The sequence below is a fragment of the Methylococcales bacterium genome, assembly GCA_030949405.1.
GTDB lineage: Bacteria > Pseudomonadota > Gammaproteobacteria > Methylococcales > Methylomonadaceae > WTBX01.
In genome coordinates, this window is the sequence record JAUZSN010000002.1 from 2,430,028 (window position 1) to 2,445,641 (window position 15,614).

13 protein-coding genes and 1 pseudogene are annotated in these 15,614 nt (G+C 39.2%); 11 read left to right on the plus strand and 3 right to left on the minus strand.

Annotated elements, in window-relative coordinates:
• The first annotated feature begins 113 nt into the window (after positions 1-113).
• Positions 114-716 carry an SRPBCC family protein gene (locus Q9M50_12535; GenBank protein ID MDQ7091438.1) on the plus strand — a complete coding sequence of 201 codons (603 nt, stop codon included), beginning with the start codon at positions 114-116 and terminating at the stop codon, positions 714-716.
• Positions 717-837: 121 nt separating this feature from the next.
• Positions 838-1,791 (plus strand): YncE family protein, encoded by a 954-nt coding sequence (locus Q9M50_12540; GenBank protein MDQ7091439.1) that lies wholly within the window; start codon positions 838-840, stop codon positions 1,789-1,791.
• Between the two features lie 125 nt (positions 1,792-1,916).
• On the opposite strand, the pseudogene lon reads toward Q9M50_12540, so the two are convergent.
• A pseudogene (lon, locus tag Q9M50_12545) lies at positions 1,917-4,247 on the minus strand (endopeptidase La).
• A gap of 69 nt (positions 4,248-4,316) precedes the next feature.
• On the minus strand, positions 4,317-5,348 hold the full coding sequence (gene pyrC / locus Q9M50_12550; GenBank protein MDQ7091440.1) for a dihydroorotase: 1,032 nt from the start codon (positions 5,346-5,348) through the stop codon (positions 4,317-4,319).
• 98 nt (positions 5,349-5,446) lie between these two features.
• Here pyrC and Q9M50_12555 point away from each other — a divergent pair, with 98 nt between their 5' ends.
• The 9 genes from Q9M50_12555 to pqqE all read left to right on the plus strand — a co-directional run bounded on the left by Q9M50_12555 (position 5,447) and on the right by pqqE (position 15,072).
• Entirely contained in the window at positions 5,447-5,719 is a 273-nt protein-coding gene (locus tag Q9M50_12555; protein MDQ7091441.1) for a zinc ribbon domain-containing protein, read from the plus strand.
• A 58-nt stretch (positions 5,720-5,777) separates the two neighbouring features.
• Positions 5,778-7,562, plus strand: a complete 1,785-nt coding sequence (aspS, locus tag Q9M50_12560) for an aspartate--tRNA ligase (GenBank protein MDQ7091442.1) — start codon at positions 5,778-5,780, stop codon at positions 7,560-7,562.
• Positions 7,563-7,623: 61 nt separating this feature from the next.
• Positions 7,624-9,063, plus strand: coding sequence for an FAD-linked oxidase C-terminal domain-containing protein (locus tag Q9M50_12565; GenBank protein MDQ7091443.1), 1,440 nt, complete (start codon positions 7,624-7,626; stop codon positions 9,061-9,063).
• Positions 9,063-10,010: an FAD-binding protein gene (locus tag Q9M50_12570; protein ID MDQ7091444.1), complete on the plus strand. Its 948-nt coding sequence runs from the start codon at positions 9,063-9,065 to the stop codon at positions 10,008-10,010. Before Q9M50_12565 ends, Q9M50_12570 begins: the two co-directional genes overlap by 1 nt.
• Positions 10,011-11,216, plus strand: a complete 1,206-nt coding sequence (glcF, locus tag Q9M50_12575; GenBank protein ID MDQ7091445.1) for a glycolate oxidase subunit GlcF — start codon at positions 10,011-10,013, stop codon at positions 11,214-11,216.
• A gap of 225 nt (positions 11,217-11,441) precedes the next feature.
• Complete coding sequence (locus tag Q9M50_12580; GenBank protein ID MDQ7091446.1) at positions 11,442-12,440, plus strand: hypothetical protein; 999 nt, start codon at positions 11,442-11,444, stop codon at positions 12,438-12,440.
• Positions 12,441-12,443: 3 nt separating this feature from the next.
• The gene (locus Q9M50_12585; protein ID MDQ7091447.1) at positions 12,444-13,604 is read left to right on the plus strand and encodes a DegT/DnrJ/EryC1/StrS family aminotransferase; all 1,161 of its coding nucleotides are present in this window, start codon (positions 12,444-12,446) and stop codon (positions 13,602-13,604) included.
• A gap of 93 nt (positions 13,605-13,697) precedes the next feature.
• Positions 13,698-13,970 carry a pyrroloquinoline quinone biosynthesis peptide chaperone PqqD gene (pqqD, locus tag Q9M50_12590; protein MDQ7091448.1) on the plus strand — a complete coding sequence of 91 codons (273 nt, stop codon included), beginning with the start codon at positions 13,698-13,700 and terminating at the stop codon, positions 13,968-13,970.
• Positions 13,948-15,072, plus strand: a complete 1,125-nt coding sequence (gene pqqE / locus Q9M50_12595) for a pyrroloquinoline quinone biosynthesis protein PqqE (protein ID MDQ7091449.1) — start codon at positions 13,948-13,950, stop codon at positions 15,070-15,072. Before pqqD ends, pqqE begins: the two co-directional genes overlap by 23 nt.
• A gap of 97 nt (positions 15,073-15,169) precedes the next feature.
• Here pqqE and Q9M50_12600 read toward each other — a convergent pair whose 3' ends face one another.
• Positions 15,170-15,613, minus strand: coding sequence for a hypothetical protein (locus Q9M50_12600; GenBank protein MDQ7091450.1), 444 nt, complete (start codon positions 15,611-15,613; stop codon positions 15,170-15,172).
• Position 15,614 lies beyond the last annotated feature (1 nt).

A 15,614-nucleotide genomic window follows, 5' to 3' on the forward strand; every position in this document is an offset into this window, starting at 1 on the left:
AAACAGTTTAACATGGCTTAGATAAGGTTACAGGACAATAAAGTTTAAATATCTTTAATTTCCCTTATAATAATCACCTTAGATTTTTATGAAATACGATAAGAGGATTTATTATGAAAAAGATTGCATTACTTGTTCCCGCTTTATTTTTAATGATGTTAACCAATGTCTATGCACATGGCCCCGTTAGAGGCAAAATGACAGCCACCGTCACGATTGATGCGCCCGCCGCTAAAGTATGGGAAATCATCAAAAATTTTGATGATCTATCTTGGCACCCTGGAATCAAAAAATCAACTGCAGACAAAGGGAATTCTAAAGGAAGCAGTCGGGTTTTAACTTTAAAAGATGGCGGCACCATAACCGAAGAATTAAAAGCCTATAAAGCCGATAAGATGAGTTATAAGTACAAAATTACGGATATGAGTTCGGTTAAAACCATTCAACATGCAGGTCAAGATGAAGACGTGCCTGTTTTACCTGTTGAAAATTATGCAGCCACTCTTTCAGTGACAGATAAAGCAGGAAAATCTGTTGTTAAATGGGTCGCCACCTATTACCGTGGCTATGTTAACAATAATCCCCCTGCGGAATTAAACGAAGAATCCGCTGATAAAGCGGTCACAGCCGTTTTAAAATCAGGTTTAACTCATTTATTGAAAAAATTTGATTCAAAAGCAACCGATTCTGCGGTTTCAATCACGATGAAACGTTAAGTTGAATGTTGAATAGGTTTAACCTTTAAATGGATCAATTTAAAGGGTTCCCTAAAACCTGAACGGTTTTTTAAAATCGTTCAGGTTTTTTTATAGACGGTATTTTCCATAAGGTCATGCTATGACAATTAAAAAAAAATTAATGATGCTAACGTTAGTCGCGTTTAGCTTTTCCAGTGGCCTTATGGCGGCTCCTTTTGCTTTTATTAGTAATCAAATAGACAATACTGTTTCCATTATTGATACCCAAAGTAATCAAGTAATTCATACCATTACAGTGACAGGTAAGCCTGTCGGGGTTGCGGTTAATCCAAAAAAGTCACAGGTTTATATTAGTACACCCGAAGGGAATGGCTTTAGTGTTATTGATACGAATTCGATGTCATTGATTACAAAAGTTAAGGTAGGCGGTGCTTCACTAGGGATTGCCAGTGATAAAACGGGCGAACGGGTTTTTGTTGCCGATTGGTATGAAAATACGGTTTCTATTTTTGAAACAAAAACATTTAAGCTTATTAAGACGATTACGGTGGGTAAATCACCCTCTGGAATGACGGTGAGTCCCGATAATCGCTGGTTATATGTGGCCAATCGAGTGGATAACTCTATTTCACAAATTAATTTGACTACCTTCCAAATTAGAAATACCACCAAAGTAGGTGAACACCCTTTTGGTTTAAATATGGATCGTAAAGGCGAAAGACTTTATAGCGCAAATGTTGAAAGTAACGATATTTCCGTTTTAGACGCGACTCATCTCAAACGCCTTACTCGCATTAGCGTAGGCAACCGTCCTTATGCGATTGCATTGGCTTTAAACGATAGCCGCCTGTTTGTGACGAATCAAGAGGACGATACGGTTTCAGTCATTGATACCCAAACATTAACTGAAATTGCTCAAATTGAGGTGGGAGAAAAACCTGAAGGCATCAGTACGCACCCCAATGATAAGTGGGTTTATGTGGCCAATTGGCTAGACAGTACGGTTTCAATTATTGATGCTGAAACATTAAACGTCATTAACGTGATTAAAACAGGGGAAGGAAGTCGTGCCTTTGGTGAGTTTATTCGCTAAAACAGGGTTTATTGAAAGTCTAGGGTGGACGATATCCACCCTACCCTAGTTCAGTTTTAATGCGCCGTAATAGTCACTTTATCCTTTAAATCAAGATGCGGGCTTTTAGATATAAACGCTTCCGTCGGAGTTGGAATATACTGTAACGCTAATTCTAAGACTTCATCTATCCATGAAACACAATGAATATCCAAATTTTCTTTAATATTGGCTGGAATATCGGCTAAATCTTTTTCATTTTCAGCAGGGATCAATACTTTCGTAATTCCCCCACGATGAGCGGCTAACAATTTTTCTTTTAAGCCGCCAATCGGTAATACCTCGCCTCGTAAGGTGATTTCCCCTGTCATCGCCACATTTGCCCGTACAGGAATTTTAGTTAAGGCCGAAACAATGGCCGTACACATTCCAATACCCGCACTCGGACCATCTTTAGGCGTTGCGCCTTCGGGGACATGAATATGAATGTCTTGTTTTTGAAAACTTTCATTACTAATGCCTAAAACACTCGCACGACTTCGTATAACCGTGACTGCCGCCTCAATAGACTCTTTCATGACATCCCCTAATTTTCCCGTAGCGGACTGTTTGCCTTTTCCTGGGATCACAGCGGTTTCGATGGTAAGTAACTCACCGCCAACTTCGGTCCATGCTAACCCTGTCACTTGACCGATCTGATCTTTTTCTTCGGCAATACCATAGCTAAACCGCCTTACCCCCAAATACGTATTTAAGGTTTCTTCGGTAATCATTGTTTGAGTTTGAGTGGTTGCTAATAACAAATCCTTAACCACTTTACGGCAAATTTTAGAGATTTCACGCTCCAAACTTCTAACCCCCGCTTCTCGTGAGTAATAACGAATAATATCTCTGACCGCTTCTTTTGAAATATCAATTTCGCTTACTTTTAAGCCATTATTTTTAATTTGCTTTGGAATTAAAAAACGTAACGCAATATTAATTTTTTCATCTTCCGTGTATCCTGCTAAACGAATGACTTCCATTCGATCTAGCAACGCAGGTGGAATATTCATCGTATTCGCGGTGGCCACAAACATCACATCCGACAAATCAAAATCTACTTCTAAATAATGGTCAGCAAAGGTATGGTTCTGTTCAGGATCAAGAACTTCTAATAAGGCAGATGCAGGATCACCGCGTAAATCCGCCGCCATTTTATCAATTTCATCTAATAAAAATAGGGGGTTACGGGTTTTTACTTTCGATAAATTTTGCAAAATTTTACCAGGCATCGAGCCAATATAAGTACGTCGATGACCACGAATTTCAGCTTCATCTCGAACCCCGCCTAACGCCATACGAACATATTTTCGATTGGTGGCATCGGCAATAGACTTACCCAATGACGTTTTACCCACGCCTGGAGGTCCCACTAAACATAAAATAGGGCCGTTCAGTTTTCTGACCCGTTGCTGTACCGCAAGGTATTCTAAAATCCGTTCTTTTACTTTTTCTAGGCCATAATGCTCTGCATTCAATACTTCTTCTGCAACTTTTAAATCGTGGCGAACTTTGGTTTTTTTCTTCCACGGAATAGTCAGTATCCAATCCAGATAATTACGAATAACCGTCGCTTCTGCCGACATGGGGGACATTAATTTAAGCTTATTAACTTCAGCGGTGGCCTTATCTTTAGCTTCTTTCGATAACCCTGCTTTCGCAATTTTTTGTTCTAACTCTTCAATTTCATTACTTGCCCCATCCAGTTCACCCAATTCTTTATGAATAACTTTTATTTGTTCATTTAAATAATATTCACGTTGGTTTTTTTCCATTTGCTTTTTAACCCGCCCCCGAATTCTTTTTTCGGTTTCAAGTATATCCAGCTCCCCTTCGATTAACTTCATTAAGGTTTCTAAACGCACAACAATGTCGCCGAGTTCGAGAATCCCTTGTTTGTCCTCAACCTTTAAATGAAGATGAGCGGTAATGGTATCCGCAAGACGGCCTGCCTCATTAATGGCCGAAACAGATTTGAAAACTTCAGGTGGAATTTTATGATTTAACTTGATATATTCGTCAAAGGCACTCAGCGCGGTACGATGTAAAGCCTCTATTGATTTATCATCAAGGGTTAAATACTCTGAAACATCGCTTATGGAGGCCGATAAATAACTCCCTGTCTGTTTATAACCGTCAATATGACAACGGCTCACTCCTTCAACAAGCACTTTAACCGTGCCATCAGGTAATTTTAATAATTGCAAAATATTAGCCAAGGTTCCGATTTTATAAAGATCGACTATTTCAGGCTCATCAACGTCAGGATTTTGCTGCGTTACCAATAAAATTTGTTTATTGTCCTCCATCGCCGTTTCTAGCGCGTCAATAGATTTCCCGCGGCCGACAAAAAGCGGAATGACCATGTGAGGGTAAACCACTACATCTCTGAGCGGTAAAACAGGGAAAAATGCGGTATTATTACTTTCAGTCATGTTATTTCCATGTGAGACTAGTTATTCAAGCTATAGAAAAATATGGGGACGGTTGAAAAAATAGCAAGTTTATTTAAGTTTCCAATGTAAGGTTTCATTCGCGTAGAGTGGCGTAATCTTAATTTCTTGATCCTCATAGCTAGCAGGGACTTCCCAGTTTTTTCGTTCTAAAGTAATGGTTTGAGTATTGCGTGAAAGCCCATAAAAATCCGCGCCATGAAAACTTGCAAAGGCTTCTAATTTATCCAGTGCATTGACCTTATCAAAGGCTTCAGCATAAAGCTCAATCGCGGCAAAGGCACTGTAACATCCCGCACACCCACAGGCACTTTCTTTTGAATGCGTTACATGGGGCGCACTGTCGGTTCCTAGAAAAAATTTAGGATTCCCACTCACGGCTGCATTAACCAACGCTTGCCGATGTTTTTCACGTTTAATAATAGGCAAGCAATAATAATGTGGTTTAATCCCACCGACTAAGAGCGCGTTTCGATTAAAAAGTAAATGTTGGGGCGTAATCGTGGCTGCAATGGTAGCTGGGGAAGATTCAACAAAGTCCACCGCGTCTTCAGTCGTCACATGTTCTAATACAATTTTTAACGCAGGAAATTGCTTAACAATATCGTGTAAATGATCTTCAATAAAGACCCGCTCGCGATCAAAAATATCACAGTTTATATCCGTCACCTCACCATGAATTAATAAGGGAACATTATACGTTTGCATCGCCTCTAAAATAGGATAGATTCCTGTTAAATCATGAACCCCTGCCTCGGAATTAGTGGTGGCTCCTGCGGGATAAAGTTTAAATGCGTAAACAAAATCACAGGCTGAAACTAATTTAACATCATCAATAGTGGTTTGATGGGTTAAATAAAGCGTCATCAATGGCTCAAACGATGACGCACTGGGTCGCGCCTGTAAAATTTCATCTCGATAGCTAGCAGCGGCGGCTATTGACGTAACGGGCGGCGTTAAATTAGGCATTACAACAGCGCGCTTAAATTGACGGGCGGTATGAGCAAGAACCGTCTTTAAAATAGGGCCTGTTCGCAAATGTAAATGCCAATCATCGGGCTGAATAAGGGTTAAATACTTCATCGCATCGTCTCTTTTTTGTAAAATAGACGGTTATCTTAGCGCGATGAGCTTGAAAATCTCAATAATCGCCCTTATTTACACTATTATTTGGAGGCTTTATGCCAATATACGAATATCAATGTCAGTCTTGCGGAAATGAGCATGAAGCATTGCAAAAAATGAGTGCTAAACCCTTACTGCATTGCCCTGCTTGTTCTGAACCTGAGTTAAAGAAAAAAATATCTGCGGCAGGGTTTCGCCTAAAAGGTAGTGGCTGGTATGAAACGGATTTTAAAAAAGGGTCAAAGAAGAATATTGCCGGTGAAAAGAGTCCTAAACCTAAGAGTAAACCTGCAACGACTGGCGGAAAAAGCGACAGTTGCAGTAAATAATTATCTCTTTTCCTGATAGAAAAGAACATTTTAGCCTTTAAATTTTAAGAGAAAACTTATGCGTAGCCACAAATGTGGAGAGTTAAATACCGCTCATTTAGATGAAACCGTTGATTTATGTGGATGGGTTCATCGTCGTCGGGATCATGGCGGTGTTATTTTTATTGATTTGCGAGATCGGGCAGGATTAATCCAAATTGTTTTTGATCCTGATACCGTTGATACCTTTGCAATGGCTGAAGGCGTTCGCAGTGAATACGTCTTAAAAGTCCAAGGTAGAGTTCGGCATCGTCCTGAAGGCACGATTAATCCTAATATGGCCACGGGTGAAATTGAAGTTTTAATTAAACACATTGAAATTTTAAATAAATCTGAAACACCGCCTTTCCCGATTGAAAGTGATATTGAGGTTAATGAAGATACGCGCTTACGCTATCGTTATATTGATCTACGCGGTGAAAAAATGCAGAAGAAAATGCGTTTTCGCCGTGATGTATCGCGCTACTTGCGTAACTTTTTAGATGATCGTGATTATTTTGAGGTCGAAACCCCTTATTTAACGAAAGCTACGCCTGAAGGGGCAAGAGATTATCTTGTGCCTAGTCGGACGCATGAAAATTCTTTTTTTGCCTTGCCGCAATCGCCCCAACTTTATAAACAGTTGCTAATGATTTCGGGGATGGATAAATATTATCAAATTGTTCGTTGTTTTCGTGATGAAGATTTACGCGCCGATCGACAACCTGAATTTACACAGTTAGATATTGAAACTTCATTTATGGATGAAGCCAGTATTATGTCGGTCATGGAAGAAATGATTCGGGATGTCTTTGATAAAACCTTAGCGGTGAGCTTGCCTGAAAAATTTCCACAAATCACTTATCATGAAGCCATGCGTCGTTTTGGTTCAGACCGTCCTGATTTACGCATTCCTTTAGAATTAATTGATATTGCAGAGGACATGAAAGACGTTGATTTTAAAGTCTTTTCAACGCCTGCAAATGATGATAACAGTCGTGTTGTCGCCCTGCGTATACCTGAAGGTAATAATTTAAGTCGTAAAGACATTGATGGGTTAACCAAATTTGTAAGCATTTATGGGGCGCGAGGATTAGCGTATATTAAGGTTAATGATCGAGATGCGGGATTAGACGGTCTGCAATCCCCGATTGTAAAATTTGCACCTGCGGAAGTTTGGGAAAGTGTACTCACTAAAACAAAAGCCCAAACAGGCGATTTAATTTTCTTTGGCGCGGATAAAACCTCCATTGTTAATGAAGCTATGGGCGCGTTACGGGTTAAACTCGGGATTGATCGCGGCTTAGTGGAAGGCACGTGGAAACCTGTCTGGGTTATTGATTTTCCTATGTTTGATTGGGATGATAAAGGACAACGTTGGAATGCTATCCATCATCCGTTTACAGCCCCTAGCTGTTCTATTGAAGAATTGGAAGCAAACCCTAGGCAAGCTTTATCACGCGCCTATGATTTGGTACTCAATGGAACCGAAGTTGGAGGCGGATCAATTCGTATTCATAAAACTGAGATGCAAGCATCCGTCTTTAAATTATTGGGAATCGGTGATGAAGAAGCCCAAGAAAAATTTGGCTTTTTATTAGAAGCGTTAACCTATGGCTGTCCTCCTCATGGTGGAATTGCATTTGGTTTAGACCGACTGGTGATGTTGATGACCCACTCAAGTTCTATTCGCGAAGTGATTGCGTTCCCAAAAACACAAACAGCGGCCTGTCCGTTGATGAACTCTCCAGCGCAAGTCAGTGATTTACAATTACGTGAATTAGGCATTAAACTACGCAAAGTTAAAAAAGAAAGTTCAACTTAAAATGAATTTTACTCTGCATCCTGTTGGGTGCAGAGTCTTCTTTTAGCCCTAAAAAATGCCTATGACACCGCTTATTAATGCCTTATCAAAAATACTCCCTAAAGACAGTTTACTGTATGAAGCCGAGCAACTGGCTGTCTTTGAATCGGATGCGTTAGCGGCTTATCGCCAAATTCCCTTAGCGGTCGTTTTACCTGAAAATAAGGCTCAAATACAAGCGATTTTAACGGTTTGTCGTAACTATCAGGTTCCTGTTGTAACCCGTGGGGCTGGAACAGGAATTTCAGGCGGGGCATTGCCGATCAAACAAGGCATTGTTTTAGGACTCTCGAAACTTAAAAAAATTCTTAAAATCGACCCTCTACAACGCATAGCCTGTGTACAGTCTGGCGTACGAAATATTCAAATTAGTGAAGCCGTTGCCGACTATGGACTTTATTACGCCCCTGATCCTTCCTCGCAAATTGCGTGTACTATTGGCGGTAATGTCGCTGAAAATTCAGGCGGAGTACATTGCCTTAAATACGGTTTAACGGTTCATAATGTCCTGTCGATTAAAATGTTGACGATTGAGGGCGATGAACTTGTCCTTAGTCAAGAGGATGACGGCTTAGATTTATTAGCCTTAATGCACGGTTCAGAAGGATTGCTCGGAATTATTATCGAAGTCACGGTTAAATTACTACCGAAACCTGAAAAGGCGCAAGTGGTTATGGCAGGTTTTTCAACCATAACTGATGCGGCTAATGCAGTGACGGCTATTATTCAGCAAGGAATTATTCCCGCAGGTTTGGAAATGATGGATGCCTTTGCCATTGAGGCTGTTGAAGCATTTGTACAGGTCGGCTATCCATTAAATGCAAAAGCCCTTTTATTATGTGAAATAGATGGTTCAGAGGAACGGGTTCGCGAAGAAATTGATTTAATTATTGCCTTACTAAAACAAGCGCAAGCAATGAGTATTGAAGTCTCGGCTAATGAACATCACCGACTCCAGTTATGGAAAGGACGAAAAGCGGCTTTTCCAGCCGTAGGGCGATTAGCCCCCGATTATTATTGCATGGATGGCACCATTCCACGGCATCGACTCGCCGAAGTTTTAATGGAAATTCATCAATTATCCGAACACTATCAACTGCGTGTGGCTAATGTGTTTCATGCAGGGGATGGTAATTTACATCCGTTAATCTTGTATGATGCGAGTATAGCGGGTGAATTTAAAAAAAGTGAAGCGTTGGGGGCTGATATTTTGCAATTATGCCTTGATGTCGGAGGAACAATTACAGGTGAACATGGCGTAGGCATTGAAAAGCTTGATTCGATGTGCAGTCAATTTGCAACGGCTGAATTAGCAACCTTTCATGCCATTAAACATGTATTTGATAATCACGCCCTACTCAATCCTGGTAAAGCCGTACCGACCTTACATCGCTGTGCCGAATTAGGTAAAATGCACGTCCATCATAATCAACAGTCCTTTCCAGACTTGGAACGTTTTTAATGAAAACCTTAATTGCACAAATTAAAGAGGCGAATGTACGTTCACAACGACTTTCTATTTGTGGAATGCAAAGTAAACAGTCCTGTTCAAATCAGCCTTTATCACTGATGGATTATCAAGGTATTATTCATTATCAACCGGATGAACTGGTGATTACGGTTAAGGCAGGGACTCCGTTAAACGAATTAAAGTGTATTTTAGCTGAAAATAAACAAATGCTCGCTTTTTCCCCCCCTGATTACGGCCATTCTACACTTGGTGGGACTTATGCTTGCGCGTTAACAGGATCATCGCAACCCTTTAAAGGGAGTTTGCGTGACTATGTTTTAGGCGTGAAAATCATTAATGGTTTAGGTGACGTGTTATCCTTTGGCGGGGAATTAATGAAAAATGTGGCGGGCTATGATGTATCCCGATTACTGGTTGGCTCACGTGGACAACTGGCTGTGATTGCTGAAATTAGCTTAAAAGTCTTACCGATTACAACCGAAACTACCTATGTTGTTGACATCGCTGAAAATGAAGCCATTCAATTAATGAATCAATGGGCGGGAAGTGCTTTGCCTTTATCGGCTTGTGCTTATTATCAGCAACAGTTTTTTTATCGCTTATCGAGACACCATTCAAAACAACCCCATACCGTAGTCGATGAAAAAATATGGGAAATTTTAAATCCTTTTAAACCGCACTTAAACGCAGACCAAAGTCTATGGCGGGTCACCGTTGAAAGTACAATGCCTGCCATTAAGAATACACAGGCAATTGACTGGTGTGGTCGTCGTCGCTGGATTATTGCTAATGAACACCCCACGTATCAGGGGAATAAATTAAACGCATCATTATGGCAAGGTCACGCCGATGAATGCCCCCCAACGGAACCGAAAGCCCTTACTCAAATTAAACAGGGATTAAAAAAAGTTTTTGATCCAAAGGGAGTGTTTTGTTAAATGTACAGTCCATTAAAACCCGATTTATTAGCCCCTAAAGACCTGCAAACCGCTAAAAAAATTTTACGTTCCTGTGTCCATTGTGGTTTTTGTTTACCGACCTGCCCTACCTATGAATTATTAGGCAATGAATTGGAGTCCCCTAGAGGGCGAATTTATTTAATTAAACAGGCATTAGAAGGCCATACGGTCACTCAAAAATCATTAGGGCATTTAGATCGTTGTCTAGGCTGTCGTGCTTGTGAAACAGCCTGTCCATCAGGGGTTAACTATACGCAATTATTGGATATTGGCCGAGGTTTTATTAATAAAAATGTAAAACGCTCTGTTTGGCAACGCGGTTTACGTTATAGTGTGCGTAAAATACTCACCACCCCTAAGTTATTCAATACCTTAGTGACTGTTTTTCCTTGGTTAAAACACAGTGCGATTACAGATTCAGAGCCTTTACCCTGTCCTAAAGCGGGGTCTAAAAAAATAGTATTACTTTCAGGCTGTGTACAACCTGCACTTGCCCCAAATATTAATCATAGTATACAAAAAATACTCACCCAATTAGACTATGAGGTTATTGAAACCCCACAAATACAATGTTGCGGTGGGTTAGATCAACATTTAAATGCACCTAACGATGCCTTAATAAAAATTAAAACTAATATAGACAGCTGGACTCAGAATTTACAACAAGGGGCTGAGGCTATTATTTCATCGGCAAGTGGCTGTGGCATTATGATCAAAGACTACCCACACTTAATGCGAGATGACGTTTTATATTATGAAAAAGCGAAAAAAATAGCCGCTAAAACAGTCGATATTTCAGAGTTTCTTAGTCATCAAGATTTAAGTGTGTTTAATCGAAAAAATAGCGCGAATTTCCCAAAAAAATTAAGTTTTCACGCGCCCTGTACGTTACAACATGGATTAGGAATAACAGGGGTTGTTGAAAAAATTTTAGTTGATTTAGGCTATCAACTGAATAGTATTAAAGAGGCTCATTTGTGTTGTGGATCAGCGGGAACGTATTCTATTTTTCAACCTAAACTAAGCCATGAATTGCGTAAAAATAAACTAAAGGACTTAATGCACGATCAACCTGAATTAATTGTCACTGCAAATATAGGCTGCTTAGTCCACTTACAAAAAACAAGTCCTGTTCATATAAAACATTGGGTTGAATTATTGACGGATGTTCCACCCATTATATAAATTAGCGTTATTTTACCCTACGCAGTATTCTATTGTGTACAGCAAGGAATCAAGAACTAATAGCGTCTCGACAAAACCAAAAATTTTGTAGGCTGAGTTAGCTTATTTCGCTTGCGAGGTTACGTTTATTTGCAATCGCAAAAAACTAACCCCGCCTACAATAAAGTTTCTAATATTATTAAATTCTTATTCCTAATTAAATTTTAACTATATAGAGATCTATTAATGATTGTATCAAGAACGCCCCATCGAATTTCATTTTTCGGTGGAGGGACCGATTACCCTGATTATTACCTTGAACATGGCGGTAAAACATTAGGGGTTACGATTGATAAATATTCTTATCTTAATGTTAGAAAATTACCGCCTTTTTTTGAACATAAACACCGAATTGTTTATTCAAAACAAGAAAATGTTTCAAGTATTGCTGAAATTGTACATCCTGCAGTACGTGAAACCTTAAAGTATTTAGGCATTGATTATGGGGTTTCCATTCACCATGATGGGGATATTCCTGCGCGAAGTGGAATGGGGTCAAGTTCAGCGTTTACTGTAGGGCTTTTAAACAGCCTAAAAGCGTTAGAAGGTAAAATGGTCTCTAAAAAAGAACTCACACGGATGGCCGTTGAAATTGAACAAGATTGGATTAAAGAAAATGTCGGTTCACAAGATCAAACCTTTGCAGCCTATGGCGGTTTAAATACGCTCAATTTTTTACAAAATGGGGAAATTATTGCCGAACCTATTATCATGCGTCATGAGCGACTCGTTGAATTTCAAAGTAACATCTTATTATTTTTTACAGGATTATCGAGAGCGGCCTCTGATATTTTAGATGAACAAATGGCAAAAACACGCTTAAATGTACCCAATCTAAATCGAATGAAAGCCATGGTTGATGATGCTCATGATATATTATTATCCGATGGCGACTTAAACCAATTTGGCGAATTATTGAATGCAACGTGGGATTTAAAAAAATCACTCTCAACCAAAGTCACCAACCCGACGATTGATGCCATGTACGATAAAGCTCTTAAAGCAGGTGCATTAGGGGGGAAATTATTAGGCGCAGGGAGTGGTGGGTTTATGATTTTTTATGTTGAAAAAAATAATCAAGAAAAAGTCAAAACAGCCTTAAATGACTATTTACATATTCCTTTTTGTTTCGATTTTGATGGATCAAAAATTGTTGTCTACGAACCTAATTATCAGGATAAATAAACTATGAGTTACGAATTAGCCCATTCAACGTTTGGCGAAGAAGAAAAAAAAGCCATGCACGATGTCATTGAAAGCGACCTATTTAGCATGGGAAAAAATGTTAAAGCCTTTGAACAGCAATTTGCCGAATTTTTTGGAAAAAAATATGCGGTCATGGTGAACTCAGGTTCATCCGCTAATTTAATTGCAGTGGCCGCCTTATTTCATCGTAAAGAAAATGCGTTAAAAGCAGGCGACGAGGTCATTGTACCCTGTGTTTCATGGGCAACAACCTTTTATCCTTTGCATCAATATGGTCTAAAATTAAAATTTGTCGATATTGATCTCACTACGTTAAACTATGATATTGATGAATTAAAAAAAGCAGTCACCCCTGAGACCAAAATGATTGTCACGGTATCTGTCTTGGGGAATCCTTGTTATTTTGATGAAATTGAAGCCCTATGTCAGCAACATGATCTTATCTTGTTTGATGATAATTGTGAGTCAATGGGGGCAAAATATAACGGACGTTACACAGGGACATCAGGACTGGTCAATACCTTTTCAACCTTCTTCTCTCACCATATATCAACGATGGAAGGCGGCTTGGTGGTGACCGATGATTATGAAGTTTACTGTTTAGCGAAATCATTACGCAATCATGGTTGGACACGAGACCAAGATGAGGGCAGCCCCATTTATGAGAAAAAAGACGATGATTTTTTTGAAGCCTATCGTTTTATTTTACCAGGTTATAACGTTCGCCCGAACGAATTACAAGGGGCTTTAGGACTCACTCAAATTAAAAAATTGCCTGGATTTATTGAGCAACGTCGTAAAAATGCCGCCTATTTTGTCGAAAAATTTAAAGAGGATGACCGTTTTATTATTCAACGTGAAGTCGGCGAAAGTTCGTGGTTTAGCTTTACAATGATTATGGCTAAAAATGCAGACATTACGCGGAAACAAGTCTTTGCCGCATTAGATCAACATGAGATTAAATACCGTATTATTACTGGCGGTAATTTTTTAGAGCATGATGTCATTAAATATATTAATCATCAAGTGACGAAATCAGATAATGCCAGTTATGCACATAATAATGGTTTCTTCATTGGTAATGCGCCTGTTGATTTAACACATCATATTGATTTATTATCGCGTGCATTAAACACCGTCTAAATCTTTAGCGTGTAACCCTCAAACATTAGCGGTCTAGGATAAAAGTAACACATCCTAGACCGCATCAAATTTCATTTCTAACATCAAATAATTATGAGTCTTAATCCTGATTTAACGATTAAATTTTCACCGATGCATCGCTTACAATGGGAAGAAGCCCAACAAAAAGATGTCATTTTATACCCTGAAGGCATGGTTGAATTAAACCAACCTTCCGCTGAAATTTTAAAATTATGTGATGGTTCACGTCTAGTGGCCCAAATTATTGAAGCACTCGAACAAAAATTTCAAACAACGGGTCTTGAAAAAGAGATTACTTACTTTTTAGAGGATGCTTTAAAAAATGGCTGGATTCAACAACACTAAAATAACACCACCTCGTTGGTTATTAGCGGAATTGACCTACGCGTGTCCGCTTCAATGCCCTTATTGCTCTAATCCTTTAGATTATAACCAACATTCAGCCGAATTAACGACGGATGACTGGAAGCGTGTATTAAGCCAAGCCCGAAAAATGGGGGCGGTACAATTAGGATTATCAGGGGGAGAACCTTTAGTTAGAAAAGATTTAGAAGAGATTGTTAGACATGCACGCGAACTGGGCTATTACACCAATTTAATTACCTCGGCTTATGGATTAGATGAACCGCGAATTATTGCGCTAAAAGAAGCTGGCTTAGATCATATTCAAGTCAGTATTCAAGCGAGTAGTGAAGAATTAAGTGATTATTTAGCAGGCACTAAATCATTTAAACATAAAAAAGAGATCGCTCATTTAGTGAAAAAACACGGTTACCCTATGGTTTTATGTGTTGTTATTCATCGTGAAAATATTGAAGAAATGCCGCAAATCTTAGAGATGGCTGAAGAACTTGGCGCGGATTATTTAGAATTGGCGAATACTCAATACTATGGCTGGGCGCATCTTAATCGTGATTTATTATTACCTACAAAAGCTCAGTTTGACGTAGCCGAAGCGACCGCACAAGCCTTCAAGAAAAAAGTTGAGGGGAAGATGAAAATTTATTACGTCGTTCCTGATTTCCATGAAGATCGCCCAAAAGCCTGTATGAATGGCTGGGGAACCACGTTTTTAACCATTGCACCTGATGGAGTCGCCCTGCCCTGCCATTCAGCACGTGAATTACCTGGATTAGACTGCCCTAATGTGAATGAGTACAGTATTGATGAAATTTGGCACGACTCAAAGGCCTTCAATTTTTTTCGAGGAACGGAATGGATGCAAGAACCTTGTCGTAGCTGTGATGAGAAAGAAAAAGACTTTGGAGGCTGTCGTTGTCAAGCCTATCTATTAAAGGGCGATATGTATGCAACCGACCCTGTTTGCAGTAAATCAACCGATCGACATTTAGTTGATGAGGCGATTAATGCCGCTAAAGAAAACACCTTACGTTCAACAGAAAAACCACTTGTATTTCGTAATAGTAAAAATTCACAACGATATTAAACAAAACTACGTTAATCTTTGGAGCGCTATTGTCAGTTTGGTTAACTGAAAATAGCACTCCATTTTTCTTGAAATGATTTGGATTTTTGATGCGTATTTAAATTAAAAACATCAAGCTATACGCACCGCCGTAAGTAACAATAAAATAAATACACGAAACGGCTAAACTAGCAGCAACATTGATATTTAAGACCTGTTTAATAATATAAGTCACTAAACAAACATCCCAAAAAATTAAAATGCCAAAGGTAATGTAACTTAAGAAATCATCCGTCACGGTTAACCAAATCATGACAGGAATGCCCACAATAGCAATCACATTTTCACAGACTAAAAAGGCCGTAATAACCTGTAAATAACGGTCATAGTTACGGTTGAGCATCATCATGATGGCGACGAAACTTAAGGTAAATATGGTCTCTAAATTAACTTCCCAAAAAGCCTCCCAAGGATCTATCATATTGGCTTGCATAAATAGCTCAACAAAATAATAAATAATTAAGTTACATCGAAAGAAATTCTCAGATCGAGGAAGTTTCAAT

Bases quoted from the DNA above. Each gene is read 5' to 3' on its own strand.
- Q9M50_12535 (MDQ7091438.1), top strand. From the start codon at position 114: ATGAAAAAGATTGCATTACTTGTTCCCGCTTTATTTTTAATGATGTTA.
- Q9M50_12540 (MDQ7091439.1), top strand. From the start codon at position 838: ATGACAATTAAAAAAAAATTAATGATGCTAACGTTAGTCGCGTTTAGC.
- pyrC (MDQ7091440.1), bottom strand. From the start codon at position 5,348: ATGAAGTATTTAACCCTTATTCAGCCCGATGATTGGCATTTACATTTG.
- Q9M50_12555 (MDQ7091441.1), top strand. From the start codon at position 5,447: ATGCCAATATACGAATATCAATGTCAGTCTTGCGGAAATGAGCATGAA.
- aspS (MDQ7091442.1), top strand. From the start codon at position 5,778: ATGCGTAGCCACAAATGTGGAGAGTTAAATACCGCTCATTTAGATGAA.
- Q9M50_12565 (MDQ7091443.1), top strand. From the start codon at position 7,624: ATGACACCGCTTATTAATGCCTTATCAAAAATACTCCCTAAAGACAGT.
- Q9M50_12570 (MDQ7091444.1), top strand. From the start codon at position 9,063: ATGAAAACCTTAATTGCACAAATTAAAGAGGCGAATGTACGTTCACAA.
- glcF (MDQ7091445.1), top strand. From the start codon at position 10,011: ATGTACAGTCCATTAAAACCCGATTTATTAGCCCCTAAAGACCTGCAA.
- Q9M50_12580 (MDQ7091446.1), top strand. From the start codon at position 11,442: ATGATTGTATCAAGAACGCCCCATCGAATTTCATTTTTCGGTGGAGGG.
- Q9M50_12585 (MDQ7091447.1), top strand. From the start codon at position 12,444: ATGAGTTACGAATTAGCCCATTCAACGTTTGGCGAAGAAGAAAAAAAA.
- pqqD (MDQ7091448.1), top strand. From the start codon at position 13,698: ATGAGTCTTAATCCTGATTTAACGATTAAATTTTCACCGATGCATCGC.
- pqqE (MDQ7091449.1), top strand. From the start codon at position 13,948: ATGGCTGGATTCAACAACACTAAAATAACACCACCTCGTTGGTTATTA.